This window comes from Enterobacter pseudoroggenkampii (assembly GCF_026420145.1).
GTDB lineage: Bacteria > Pseudomonadota > Gammaproteobacteria > Enterobacterales > Enterobacteriaceae > Enterobacter > Enterobacter pseudoroggenkampii.
Genome location: NZ_JAPMLV010000001.1, coordinates 670,085 through 683,325, shown reverse-complemented (window position 1 = coordinate 683,325; position 13,241 = coordinate 670,085). Strand labels below are relative to the sequence as shown.

The 13,241-nt window shown below is 55.5% G+C and carries 12 protein-coding genes; 1 reads left to right on the top strand and 11 read right to left on the bottom strand.

The features are described 5' to 3' along the window. Position 1: 1 nt before the first annotated feature. The gene (gene cmoM / locus OTG14_RS03260; protein ID WP_032649174.1) at positions 2-781 is read right to left on the bottom strand and encodes a tRNA uridine 5-oxyacetic acid(34) methyltransferase CmoM; all 780 of its coding nucleotides are present in this window, start codon (positions 779-781) and stop codon (positions 2-4) included. A 124-nt stretch (positions 782-905) separates the two neighbouring features. Here cmoM and elyC point away from each other — a divergent pair, with 124 nt between their 5' ends. Beyond that, positions 906-1,685 (top strand): envelope biogenesis factor ElyC, encoded by a 780-nt coding sequence (gene elyC / locus OTG14_RS03255; protein ID WP_090417523.1) that lies wholly within the window; start codon positions 906-908, stop codon positions 1,683-1,685. On the opposite strand, the gene OTG14_RS03250 is transcribed toward elyC, so the two are convergent. The 10 genes from OTG14_RS03250 to cmk form a co-directional block, all read right to left on the bottom strand. Then, positions 1,662-2,555: a YcbJ family phosphotransferase gene (locus tag OTG14_RS03250; RefSeq protein ID WP_090417525.1), complete on the bottom strand. Its 894-nt coding sequence runs from the start codon at positions 2,553-2,555 to the stop codon at positions 1,662-1,664. The genes elyC and OTG14_RS03250 overlap by 24 nt on opposite strands. Positions 2,556-2,697: 142 nt before the next feature. After that, on the bottom strand, positions 2,698-3,444 hold the full coding sequence (gene kdsB / locus OTG14_RS03245; protein WP_090417527.1) for a 3-deoxy-manno-octulosonate cytidylyltransferase: 747 nt from the start codon (positions 3,442-3,444) through the stop codon (positions 2,698-2,700). After that, positions 3,441-3,623, bottom strand: a complete 183-nt coding sequence (ycaR, locus tag OTG14_RS03240) for a protein YcaR (RefSeq protein ID WP_006174474.1) — start codon at positions 3,621-3,623, stop codon at positions 3,441-3,443. Before ycaR ends, kdsB begins: the two co-directional genes overlap by 4 nt. A 45-nt stretch (positions 3,624-3,668) precedes the next feature. After that, positions 3,669-4,898 (bottom strand): winged helix-turn-helix domain-containing protein, encoded by a 1,230-nt coding sequence (locus OTG14_RS03235; protein WP_024907790.1) that lies wholly within the window; start codon positions 4,896-4,898, stop codon positions 3,669-3,671. A gap of 44 nt (positions 4,899-4,942) precedes the next feature. After that, positions 4,943-5,920 (bottom strand): tetraacyldisaccharide 4'-kinase, encoded by a 978-nt coding sequence (gene lpxK / locus OTG14_RS03230; RefSeq protein WP_267214579.1) that lies wholly within the window; start codon positions 5,918-5,920, stop codon positions 4,943-4,945. Beyond that, positions 5,917-7,665 (bottom strand): lipid A ABC transporter ATP-binding protein/permease MsbA, encoded by a 1,749-nt coding sequence (gene msbA / locus OTG14_RS03225; protein WP_024907792.1) that lies wholly within the window; start codon positions 7,663-7,665, stop codon positions 5,917-5,919. The genes lpxK and msbA overlap by 4 nt, the downstream gene beginning before the upstream one ends. 36 nt (positions 7,666-7,701) lie before the next feature. Then, a complete protein-coding gene (locus tag OTG14_RS03220) occupies positions 7,702-9,966 on the bottom strand; it encodes a ComEC family protein (protein ID WP_267214578.1) in 2,265 nt (754 codons plus the stop codon). A 214-nt stretch (positions 9,967-10,180) separates the two neighbouring features. Further along, the gene (gene ihfB, locus OTG14_RS03215) at positions 10,181-10,468 is read right to left on the bottom strand and encodes an integration host factor subunit beta (RefSeq protein WP_008499965.1); all 288 of its coding nucleotides are present in this window, start codon (positions 10,466-10,468) and stop codon (positions 10,181-10,183) included. Positions 10,469-10,638: 170 nt separating this feature from the next. Then, on the bottom strand, positions 10,639-12,312 hold the full coding sequence (gene rpsA / locus OTG14_RS03210) for a 30S ribosomal protein S1 (protein WP_008499966.1): 1,674 nt from the start codon (positions 12,310-12,312) through the stop codon (positions 10,639-10,641). Between the two features lie 111 nt (positions 12,313-12,423). Continuing rightward, complete coding sequence (cmk, locus tag OTG14_RS03205; protein WP_024907794.1) at positions 12,424-13,107, bottom strand: (d)CMP kinase; 684 nt, start codon at positions 13,105-13,107, stop codon at positions 12,424-12,426. Between the last annotated feature and the right edge of the window lie 134 nt (positions 13,108-13,241).

Below are 13,241 nucleotides of genomic sequence, written 5' to 3'. Positions count from 1 at the left end.
GTTATCCTTGCATCTGCGGCTTGTGCGCGGTGACGTGAATATAGCGGCCAAGGCTGACAAAAGGCTCCTGACGGCAATACCGCGTTTCCAATTCTGTTAAGGTGTCAAAACAGTCACGCTGTTTGTGTTTTTCACGCAGATAATCATGAAACACCCTGACGCCCGTCTTCCCGACAATCTGCCAGCCAATCGCTTCCAGCCAGCCATAAACCTGCTGTGGATCGCGCGGATAGTCCGGGGAAAGCGTGCGCTTTTTCTTTTTGGGCATCCCGACCTGAACATAGTCGAAGTTTCCCGCAACCATGTTGTGCATCAGGAAGCCGTTAGCATTGTAGAACATCAGCGACAGCGTGCCGCCCGGGCGCAACATCGACCACAGGGTTTGTAACACGCTTTGCGGATCGGCAACCCACTCCAGCACCGCATGAAACAATATCAGATCAACCTGGGTTTCCAAATGCTGCGCGATGTCCTGAGCGGCGCATTGTATAAAATGCATGTTGTCGCTCACACCTTTCTCTTCTGCCGCACGCGTCGCGCGGGCGACCATTTCAGCAGAAAGATCGCAAAGCGTGACGTGATGACCGCGCTCGGCCATTTTTATCGCCGTCTGCCCTTCACCGCCACCAGCGTCCAGCACGCGCAACGTTTGACCGCCAAAGGTAGCCAGAATGGTGTCCAGATCCTGCCAGAGGATCGTCTGACGGAGCTGCCCTTTCGTGGTGCCATAAATGTTGCGCGAAAACTTTTCCGCGATGTCATCAAAATTGCGATCCCGCATTGGGAGAGTTCCACTCGCTAACTGCAAAACCGCTATTTTGTCACACCCGCGCGGAGAATGAACCTCTCTGGTGTAATATCACCGGTAATCACCTGCTATATGGTCAAAAAAGGAACCAAAAAGGATGCTTTTTACCCTTAAGAAATACATTGGAGGGATGATGCTTCCCCTTCCGCTGCTGCTCATCATCATCGCGCTGGGGCTGGCGCTGGTGTGGTTCAGTCGCTTTCAGAAGAGTGGCAAAACGCTTATCACGCTCGGCTGGTTTATCCTGCTGCTGTTGAGCCTGCAACCGGTCGCGGATGGTTTGTTACGCCCCATCGAAAACAAGTACCCGACATGGCAGGGAAATCAGAGAGTGGCGTACATCGTGGTACTGGGAGGCGGATATACCTGGGATCCTGACTGGGCCCCCAGTTCAAACCTGATCAACAACAGCCTGCCACGGCTAAACGAAGGCATTCGCCTGTGGCTGGCGAATCCGGGATCAAAAATGATCTTCACCGGCGCGGCGGCCAAAACGAACCCGGTGAGTACGGCTGAAGCGGGCGCCAGAGTCGCGGAATCGCTCGGCGTACCGCGTTCCTCCATCATCACCCTGGACAGCCCAAAAGATACCGAAGAAGAGGCTGTCGCAGTGAAGCAGGCGATTGGCGATGTCCCGTTCTTGCTGGTGACCTCCGCCTCGCACCTGCCACGCGCGATGATTTTCTTTGAGAAGCAAGGCCTGCACCCGCTTCCCGCACCGGCAAACCAGATGGCTATCGACGCGCCGCTCAACCCGTGGGAACGGGCGATACCGTCCCCGGCGTGGCTGATGCATAGCGATCGCGTCGGTTATGAGACGCTCGGACGCCTCTGGCAGTGGCTGAAAGGATCGTCAGGCGAGCCAGGGCAGGAGTGATTTTGTTGCCAGATCGAAGTTTGCGCGATTAAAACGTCCGGTATTGACCAGTTGCGCAACTTCGTCCCAGAGCAGATAAAGCCAGCGCCGCCAGAGAAACGCTTCTGCAACGGGCGCGCGTTGAAGGTAATGCCACAGTAAACCTTCCGCCGCCCCGCTGTCGTTGAGCCTGAACAGCTCGTATTCGCGCGGAGCCCAGAGCATGATCCCCGGCCCCAGCATCGCCAGAAGCTGATCGCTGCGGGAGTCTTTGAGCATGCTGCGCAGGGTGAAATTACCGTGGATCAGCACGCAGTTGTCATTAAAACCGTCGAACAGCGCCGGTAAACACTCGCGGGTGCGAAACAGAATTCGCTTATCCTGCATGGTTAAACCGGTATTGTTGAACTGGTTAAGCGTCCCCCACAGAACCTCAACCCGCTGGCGATACCACAGCGGCCACAGGTTTTCCTGAGTGCTGTCGACCGGACCGACAAGTCCGCGGCTATCCTGACGGTGCCAGGCCAGCAGCGCCTCGACAATCTGGTCTTTTAACTGCTCCCAGCGCTCCGGCGTGCGCGCGGGCGCTTCAACGGGCACGCCGCGCAAGCGCTCAATCAGCAGTACATCCGGGCCGGGATGTTCCTCATGGGTCATCACGCCGTACACCGTCGGCATACGGACGGTTCCCTCCCGCGCCAGCATCGACATTTTCCAGGCAAGCTGCCTGGCCACACCCGGTGAGGTGAAACTTCTGGCCATCAGCGGCATTGGGTTGCCCTGACTGTCATACAACGACCAAAGCGCGGTATCGACCTTTTCACTCACGCATTCGACACGGCTTAATTTCTCACCCAGCAGATGGCTAAGTTCGGCACGCAGCTGTTCCATATGAGATTACCCCCATTAAGACTACTGCTTTTATAATGAGCGTCCTGAAGGAAGATGTCACCCGGAAGAGATCAATTAGGGAAAAGAAAGGGAAATTAACGAGGAGAGGAACATCCCCCCGTCAGGAGGGATGCAGGCGGTATTAGCGCAACTCAGCGCGAACGCGCTCAAGATCTTCCGGCGTGTCAACGCCCGTACCAGGCACTTCGCTGGCAACGGCAACGTGAATTTTTTCGCCATACCAGAGCACGCGAAGCTGCTCCAGCATTTCGATATGCTCCAGCGGACTCGGCGCCCAGGTCACATATCGACGAATAAAACCGGCCCGATAGCCGTAGATCCCAATATGACGCAGGAAGGTATCACCGATGGTCTCTTTAGAGAGCGCAAAGCGATCGCGATCCCACGGGATCGTGGCGCGGGAGAAATAGAGCGCATAGCCTTCGGCATCCATGACCACCTTCACCGCATTCGGGTTGAACGCCTCTTCCGCATGGTGAACAGGCACCGCGAGCGTCGCCATACCGACCTGACGCTGCGCCAGGTTTTCTGCCACCTGACGGATAATCACCGCCGGGATCATCGGCTCGTCACCCTGCACGTTAACGATGACCGTATCATCACTAAAACCACATTTCTCAACCACTTCCGCCAGACGCTCGGTGCCGGACTGGTGATCGGCGCGGGTCATGCATACCTCACCGCCTGCCGCCTCAACCGCACGGGCGACGTCGGGATGATCGGTTGCAACAATTACGCGGTCGGCACCAGATTCCCTTGCACGCTCAAGGACATGCACAATCATTGGCTTGCCGTTGATATCCACCAGCGGTTTACCCGGCAGACGCGTAGACGCGTAGCGCGCAGGAATAATGACAACAAAACTCATGGTTTGCTCTCTTCTGCCACCAGTGAACGCGCTTCATTTTCCAGCAGTACCGGAATGCCGTCACGCAGCGGGAAAGCCAGGCTGTCCAGCTTGCAGATCAGCTCCTGTTTGTCCTGGCTGTAGTAGAGTTTGCCGTTGCATACCGGGCAGGCAATAATTTCAAGTAAACGGTGATCCATAGTTCCTCCGTATGGGTAATCGCTAAAGCTTAACACATTCCCTTTTCAGGGCGTGCCTGTTTCCCAGCCACTTCGACAGGATGTAAACAGTCCGTCGGGTACCCGGCCCAGCGTCACGTCGTCGGCACCCTGCCAGCGCGCGAATTCGCTAATGGCGGACGTTAATCCTTTTTCCAGGCTCGCCGTCACCCTGACGCCCTCTTGCAGATAAAGCGCAATGATTTCAAGCGTGCCGGTCTTGCGGTGCATTTTGGCGTCCATGCGCCCGACCAGCTGTCCCTTATGCAGCAGCGGTAAAACAAAGTAACCATACTGGCGCTTTGGGGCCGGGGTGTAACACTCCAGCCGGTAGCTGAAATCAAAGAGCTGCTCGGCGCGTTTTCTGTCCCAGACAACCGGGTCGAAAGGCGACAATACCGCGCTGTGGGTTGCCTGAAGTTTCCCCTCCAGAGCCTGAGGCAATAACGGGAGGAGATCCGCATGCAGCCACATTTCGCCCAGCGTTTCCACCGTGACGGGGATGACGCGCTGTTCGCGTTGCCACATGTCCAGCAGCGGTTTTAGCGCGGGCTGACGCAGGCGATAATAATCTGCCAGCCACTGCGCGCGAAAAATCCCCAGGCTACGGGCGCTGTTCTCCAGCATAACGGCCTCGGCCGCCTCCTGGGTAAGCAGGTCGCGCTCGTCGTCCCAGTGCGGCATCACGCGATGCGTCAGGTCGTAGACGCGCTGAAAATTACGCCGTTCAATCACCATGACTTTGCCAGAGGTAAACAGCCCTTCGAGATGACGTTTGTGCGGCTTCCACTCCCACCAGCCGCTTGTACCCTTACGCGGGTGTTCAAAATCGGCGGAGCGTACGGGACCGTTTTCCTGAATATGCGCGATAAGCTGCTCAATTTCGGCCGCATGTTCCAGCATCCACGCCTGTCGGTATTTCCAGCCCATCTTTTCAGGGGCAAGCATACGGTGGCGAACCAGGGCAAAATCGCTGCGGGGCAGAAAGCAGGCTTCGTGCGCCCAGTACTCCATTAACTCCCCCTTGCTGAGCGCCTCATCCAGCCACTGAGAAGGATAACTCCCCAGGCGACTAAACAGGACAAGGTAAGGGCTGCGGGCCACAATGTTAATGGTGTCGATTTGAAGTAGCGACATGCGCTGAACGGTCGAGAGAATATCGGCAGGCTGCGCGCGGCGGCGGGGCTTTTTGAGCAGCCCCTGCGCGGCAAGGTGTAAATGACGTGCAGCTGAAAGCGAGAGTTGCGGTAAAGACATGCGTTTTCCTGTCAGTCAAAGCGCCACCAGAACCGCGTAAGCCTTTACTGCACTAACGCAATCAGTTCCTTGAGCAATTGTTCCGGCTGCTCGCCGCTGAGTTCAGCGTCAACCGGCAGATACCACCAGTTATCTTTCGCAAAGGCACGGCATTTCACCGCATCTTTTTCGGTCATGATCAGCGCCTGTCCGGGTACGGTCAGGGCGTCTACCTGCCCTTCCACCAGCGCCTGATGGTCGGCCAGCGGAACGCGTTTTTCCAGCCGGGCACCGCACTGTTCCAGCGTCGCGAAGAAGCGTGGCGGATGGCCAATCCCCGCCATCGCCACCAGTGAAGGCAGCTCAGCAACCGACCGGCGTTCCCCCGTCACCAGGTTGATCGCCAGACCCGGCTGAAGGTGCATCGGGATTTCACCCGTTTTCGCCTCCCCCCCGTTCACGATCACCGCATCAACGGACTTAAGACGCGAAGCGCGTTCGCGCATGGGCCCTGCAGGTAACCACCAGCCGTTACCAAAACGGCGAACGCCGTCGATGACCACAATCTCTTTATCACGCGCCAGGGCGTAATGCTGCAGGCCATCGTCAGTGATAATGATTTGCACCGCGTGTTCGGCAAGCAGTGCCTGAACGGCGTCGCTGCGCACCGGGGAGACCGCAACCGGTGCGCCGGTACGCTGGAAAATCAATACCGGTTCATCACCCGCTTCGGCGGTCGTGGTTTCCGACGTCAGCAGCAGCGGATAACGCGCCGCTTTACCACCATATCCGCGCGATACCACCCCCGGGCGGATGCCGCGTTTTTGCAATTGCTCCACCAGCCAGATCACCACCGGCGTTTTACCGTTGCCACCCGCCGTAAGATTACCGACCACCACAACCGGAACCGGCGCGCGCCAGGCACGCTTCAGCCCCAGACGGTAAAGCAGACGGATTGTGCCGCTCACCAGGCCGTATAGCCAGGAGAGCGGCAAAAGCAGCAGCCACAGCGGGGATTCACCGGACCAGATGCGTGCAATCATTCGCCAAACTGCATCTTATGAAGCTGGGCGTAAACGCCGCGGTGTTCCAGCAAATCAGCATGGCTTCCGCGTTCAACAATGATGCCGTCCTCAACCACGACGATTTCGTCAGCCTGCTCGATAGTCGACAGGCGGTGCGCAATCACCAGCGAGGTACGGTTCTTTTGCAGTTCATCCAGTGCCGACTGAATAGCGCGTTCAGATTCCGTATCCAGCGCCGAAGTCGCTTCGTCCAGAATCAGAATCGGGCTGTCACGCAGCAGCGCACGCGCAATGGCGATACGCTGACGCTGACCACCGGAGAGCAGTACCCCATTCTCACCGATTATCGTATCCAGACCGTTATCCATCTTGTTGATAAAGTCCATTGCGTAGGCCATCCGCGCGGCGTTCTCAATCTGCTCGCGGCTGTACTCATCTGTGCGCGCATAGGCAATGTTGTTAGCCACGGTATCGTTGAACAGGTGCACGTTCTGGGAAACCAGCGCCACCTGATTACGCAGCGACTGCAGGGTATATTCCCGCAGGTCATGACCGTCTAACAGGATCTCACCTTCGTTAATATCGTAGAAACGGGTGATCAGGCTGGCAATGGTCGATTTACCCGAGCCGGAACGCCCCACCAGTGCCACAGTTTTACCCGCCGGAATGGACAGATTGATATTACGCAGCGCCGGCGTTTCACGACCAGGATAGGCGAAGGTAACGTTGCGGAATTCGACATCGCCACGGGCGCGCTCAATTTCGCGTGTACCTTCGTCTTTTTCCTGCTCGGAATCCAGAATGCTGAACAACGTCTGGCAGGCGGCCATCCCGCGCTGGAACTGGGCGTTGACGTTCGTCAGTGATTTCAGCGGACGCATCAGGGCAATCATAGAGGAGAAGACCACTGTGATGGTACCCGCCGTCAGCGTCTCCATGACGCTCGGGAAGCTTGCTGCATACAGGACGAATGCCAGTGCCAGGGAGGCAATCAGCTGAATAATCGGATCTGAGATGGAAGAGGCCGAGACCATTTTCATCCCCTGCAGACGCATTTTGTTGCTGACTTTGTCAAAGCGGTGGGTTTCAACTTCCTGACCGCCAAAAATCAGGACTTCTTTGTGTCCTTTCAGCATCTGTTCCGCGCTGGTCGTTACCTGTCCCATCGTGTTCTGCATATTCTTACTGATATTGCGGAAGCGCTTTGAAACGACACGGATGGCAATAGAAACTACCGGCGCCAGCACGATAAGGATGATTGACAGCTGCCAGCTGTAATAGAACATCATTGCGAACAGGCCAATGATCGACGCGCCCTCACGCACGACGGTGATCAGTGCGCTTGATGACGAGGAGGCAACCTGCTCTGAGTCGTAGGTAATACGGGACAGCAGCGTCCCGGTAGACTGCTTATCAAAGAATGAGACCGGCATCCCCATCATGTGACTGAACAGGCGACGGCGCATGGTCATCACCACTTTCCCGGATACCCAGGAAATACAGTAGCTGGAGATATAGCTGGTGATGCCGCGCAAGATCATCAGTCCGATAACCACCAGAGGCATCCATAGCAACACTGAGCGATCCGTTTTACCAAAACCGTCGTCCAGTAACGGTTTGAGAAGCGATAGCATAAAAGTATCGCTGGCTGCGTTGAGGATTAACGCTACTCCCGCCACGATCAGGCCTGTTTTAAAGGGCGCAATCATCGGCCAGAGTCGGCGGAAGGTTTGCCACGTGGAGAGATCTTTGTCGTTATGCATTCAAAAAACCAGCATTCGTTGAAATAGCCGCATATTCTACCCGTTATCGACGGGCGCGCCAAACCACTGATGATACCAAACGGGTAAATATTGCTCTCGCAAGCGCCGGATTTGCCAGTGATGTTGCGAGAATGTCACCGATATTTGTCCAGAATGAGGGGTATCATGCCAGATATACCCCTCTTTTCGATAACGTCGGACAATTTTTGCCGACGGGAATCGCCATGCGTTATACCGTGCCGCTGAATCCAGAGCGATCTGACCTTCTACCCGCTGGACCAGCGACAATGAAGACGAGGTATTGCTGCCATGATGGGGCACCTGTATGAGCGTGGACGTCAGATAACGCCAGTAATGGCTAAGCATAGCCTGTTCCGCTTGTGCTTCAATGTCCCCTGTTAGCAGCACGCTCTGCTTGCCGTCGTCCACCTTTACCACGCAGGAACGGTTGTTTCCCTGAGCCGGGTAATTTTCAGGGGGCCAGTGGACGCTGAAGGTAAGTCCCTGCCATTGCCATCTCTGTCCGCGAAAACAGGGGCGATGTCCCGCCTGGCGCAAGGGGCTTCTTACCCACACGTCAGGCCACGTTTTTTGCAACGATGCGAGGCCTCCCGCATGGTCGAGGTGTTCATGACTGAGAATTACGCCTTCAGGCCGCAGGTGATGCCAGCGCAGCCAGGGAATAATTAACCGCTGCGCGCTATCCCCGCCCGGCCAGGCGAGTCCGGTATCATAAAGAATGGCTTTTCCCTGTCGTTCAATGACCATGGCCAGCCCCTGCCCCACGTCCAGCATATGCAGCGTCCAGCTCTCGCTTTTTGCCGTTCGCCAGAGAGGAAATGCCAGTAAGACGCTTCCTGCAAGACAAACGGCAGGAAGGGTTTTCCATGCGCGAAAACGCCAGGCAATGATGCTCAACCACGGCAGTAATGTCGTGTATTGCCAGCGTTGGTCGACATTCTGCCAGCCGTCAGGCAGGCGCATGAGGAGCCAGAACAACCACGCTAGTGACTTATCTGCTGCGAACCAGACGACGCTTTCCAGTGCCGCCAGCGGCAGCAGATGAAGCAGCATACCGAGCAGGATCAGCGGCACGGAGACAAACGTCACCAGGGGAACGGCGAAGAGATTCGCGACCAGGGAGGAGATACTGAAGCCATGGAAAATCAGGACCTGTAACGGCATGAGCAGCATCAGCATGCCGACCTGCAGATGGATCAGGTTTAGTAGCGGCCGTATACGTCGTGCCCGGTGCCAGTCAGGAAGAGGCAGCCACTGGAACCAGAAAATCAGCGCGGCGACGGCAAATGCGGACAGGGCCAGACTCTGCGAAAGTACGGCTAGGGGATCGCTTATGAGGATCGCCGCGATACAGCACCCCCATACCTGCCAGGGAGACCATTGACGGGCCGCGATCCGCAATATGGCAAGCACAGCAAGCGCGATGACCGTTCGTAGCGCAGGAGGTTGCAGACCGGTAAGCCAGGCGTAGAAAGCGGCAAAGCACAACCCGGCCAGGAGAGGCATCTGCCAGTGGACCCGGTGGCTGGGTAATAAAAACTGGAGCCCACGTGCGAGTAACCAGACGAGGGATGCTGCCAGCGCGATATGCAGACCCGAAATCGCCATCAAATGCAGCGTGCCAGTTTCACGCATCAGGTCTTTTATTTCCCGGGGCACATCCAGACGTTCCCCCATTCCCAGTCCGAGGATAACCGCCCCCCAGCGGTAAGCCGAAAGTCGGTTTTGCAGTGACATCAGGTATTGCGCTCGCAGGCTGCAGCGCCCATCGACGAGTTCAGCACGGGTGAAGCGCCCGCTTAGGGTTTGATGTTGGGCAAAAGCGCTGCGCTGAGAATCATATCCGCCGTCGTTCAGTTCGCCATGGGCAGGCCTGAGCCTGAGCGTCATGGTCCAGCGCTGACCGGCGCACGATTTCTGGGGCAGATAATTGCCATACAGCGTTACGCCGGTGGAGGCCCACCAGCGCTTGCCATCGACGCGGCGAATGTTTCCCTGATGCAGAGTGGCGCCGTCGGTCGCGGTGAGCTCTACCTCGGCCTGCACGGCCCCCGTTGTTAAATGCTGCATCGGCCAGACGCTCTCCTGTGCGGCCAGAATGCCCCACGCACAAAATAACAGCGTAATACCAGCATACTTCACTCGATGGTTTTGCCATGCAGCAATCACTATCCCGCCAGCCACCATGACCCACACGGTGTAAGGTGATGGCAGTTCAGGTAACCAGAGTAACGGAACTATCGCCAGAATGGCGCAGACGCTAAGCGCGGGAATTCCCATTGCTACCTCCCTGTTTCAGGGTGGCAGTATGCAAGCAGGTTGAGCGGGTCGTCAGGTGTGAAGGATGCGATTTACAGCAAGCGCAGCAAGGTATTTAACGGGTTGCAGAAAACGAAACGAAAAATGCGGGGCACCTTCAGAATGAAAGCGACAGAGACAAAAAAAGCACCCGCAGGTGCTTTCTTTCGAACCCAGTTTAACCGGCTGGCTAAACTCAGTTGCCGTAAATATTGGCGCGATCGCGCAGTTCTTTACCCGGCTTAAAGTGTGGAACGTACTTACCTTCCAGCTCGACTTTATCGCCAGTTTTCGGGTTACGCCCGGTACGTGGAGCACGATAGTGCAGAGAAAAACTACCGAAACCGCGGATTTCAATGCGCTCGCCCTGGGCAAGAGTGGAGGCCATATGCTCCAGCATCTCTTTTACGGCATCTTCCACTGCCTTGGCAGGGATATGCGGTTGCTGACTGGCAAGTCTTTCAATCAATTCTGACTTGGTCATGATTCCTCCGGTTCCTTTCAAACCAATTAGCTGAACAGCTCATTAAACAAGGGCGGCCGTAGCCGCCCTTTGTTATTGATTACAGGACGAATCCTGCAATCTGTCAAGTTTGCTCCTCATCCTTCGCGCTGTAAATGCGTTACAGCGCAACTGATGCTGAGAACCTGATATTACTCGCCTTTAGCTGCTTTGAAAGCTTCAGCCATTGCGTTGTTAGAGAAGTTTGCATCTTCCTGTTTGTTAACAGTTGCGATTGCATCTTTCTCATCAGCTTCGTCTTTAGCACGAACAGACAGGCTGATTGCACGGTTCTTACGGTCAACACCGGTGAACTTAGCTTCAACGTCGTCGCCTACGTTCAGAACCAGAGTGGCATCTTCAACGCGGTCACGTGAAGCTTCAGAAGCGCGCAGGTAACCTTCAACGCCGTCAGCCAGTTCTACGGTTGCGCCTTTAGCGTCAACTGCAGTTACTTTACCGTTTACGATTGCGCCTTTCTTGTTCAGTGCAACCCAGTTGTTGAACGGATCTTCTGCGAGCTGTTTAACGCCCAGGGAGATACGCTCACGCTCTGCGTCAACCTGCAGAACAACTGCAGCGATTTCGTCGCCTTTTTTGTATTCACGAACTGCTTCTTCGCCTGCAACGTTCCAGGAGATGTCAGACAGGTGAACCAGGCCATCGATGCCGCCGTCCAGGCCGATGAAGATACCGAAGTCAGTGATAGACTTGATTTTACCTTCAACACGGTCGCCCTTGTTGTGGGTTTCCGCGAACTGCTGCCATGGGTTGTTTTTGCACTGCTTCAGGCCCAGGGAGATACGACGACGTTCTTCGTCGATATCCAGAACCATCACTTCCACTACATCACCAACGTTAACAACTTTGGATGGGTGGATGTTTTTGTTGGTCCAGTCCATTTCGGAAACGTGCACCAGACCTTCAACGCCTTCTTCGATTTCAACGAAGCAGCCGTAGTCAGTCAGGTTGGTTACGCGACCAGTCAGTTTAGTACCTTCTGGGTAACGCTTAGCGATAGCTACCCATGGATCTTCGCCCAGCTGTTTCAGGCCGAGGGATACACGAGTACGCTCGCGGTCGAACTTCAGCACTTTAACAGTGATTTCGTCGCCCACGTTCACGATTTCGCTTGGGTGCTTAACGCGTTTCCACGCCATGTCGGTGATGTGCAGCAGGCCATCAACGCCGCCCAGGTCAACGAATGCGCCGTAGTCAGTGAGGTTCTTAACGATACCTTTGACTTCCATGCCTTCCTGCAGGTTTTCCAGCAGCTGATCGCGTTCTGCGCTGTTTTCGGATTCGATAACGGCACGACGGGAAACAACAACGTTGTTACGCTTCTGGTCCAGCTTGATTACTTTGAACTCAAGCTCTTTGCCTTCCAGGTGCAGAGTGTCACGAACTGGACGAACGTCTACCAGAGAACCTGGCAGGAACGCACGAATACCATTCAGCTCAACAGTGAAGCCACCTTTAACTTTGCCGTTGATAACACCGACCACAGTTTCAGCTTCTTCGTAAGCTTTTTCCAGCGTGATCCATGCTTCGTGACGTTTCGCTTTCTCACGAGAAAGCAGGGTTTCACCGAAGCCGTCTTCTACTGCGTCCAGAGCAACGTCAACTTCGTCGCCAACCTGGATTTCCAGCTCGCCCTGGGCGTTTTTGAACTGCTCTGCCGGAATGGCGGACTCAGATTTCAGACCGGCGTCAACCAGTACTACGTCTTTGTCGATAGCAACAACAACACCGCGAACGATGGAACCCGGGCGGGTTTCGATTTCTTTTAAGGATTCTTCAAACAGTTGAGCAAAAGATTCAGTCATGTTTAATCTTCAGGTTAATATTAACGTCCACCTGGCTCCGTGCCGGATGGGGTTGTTTCACATACCCGCCGTCAATCCATTGCAGCGGGGGTACTGCTAAATCGGTCGCGATTACGCGAGTGCCAGTTTTTGGCGCGCATATTGTAGCGCTTTTTCAATCACTTGCTCAATAGTTAAACTGGTTGAATCCAGAACTAATGCATCTTCTGCTGGAACAAGTGGGGCGACGGCGCGGTTACGATCGCGGTCATCGCGCTCTTTTATCTCGGATAAAAGGCGATCAAAGTTAACACTAAACCCCTTTTCCTGCAACTGAAGCATGCGGCGTTGCGCACGTTCTTCCGAAGAGGCGTCAAGGAAAATTTTCACAGGTGCATCAGGGAAGACCACGGTTCCCATATCACGTCCGTCCGCGATCAGACCCGGGGCTTCACGAAACGCGCGCTGACGACGCAACAGCGCCTCGCGAACGCGCGGGAAGGCCGCGACCTGCGAGGCCGCATTCGCCACTTCCTGAGTACGGATTTCGCCGCTCACGTCTTCCCCTTCAAGGATGACTTCCAGGTTGCCATCGGTTGACACGAAGCGCACATCCAGATGCGCAGCCAGCGGAACCAGCGCCTCTTCAGACGCGACATCCACGTGATGATGCAGCGCGGCCAGCGCCAGCACGCGATAGATTGCTCCCGAATCTAAAAGATGCCATTGCAATGCTTCCGCCATCGCTTTGCACAGAGTCCCTTTCCCTGCGCCACTCGGCCCATCAATGGTGATTACCGGGGCAATTGCCGTCATCTTTTTCTCCTTAAATAAGGCATACCGTTTACATGAACGCCGCGCATTATACGCGCCAACGTGCGCAACTGTTACCTTTGCGTGCAAATTACGGAATGATTGAAGCAGAGTGTAGAAGAAATGAGCGGAGGTGT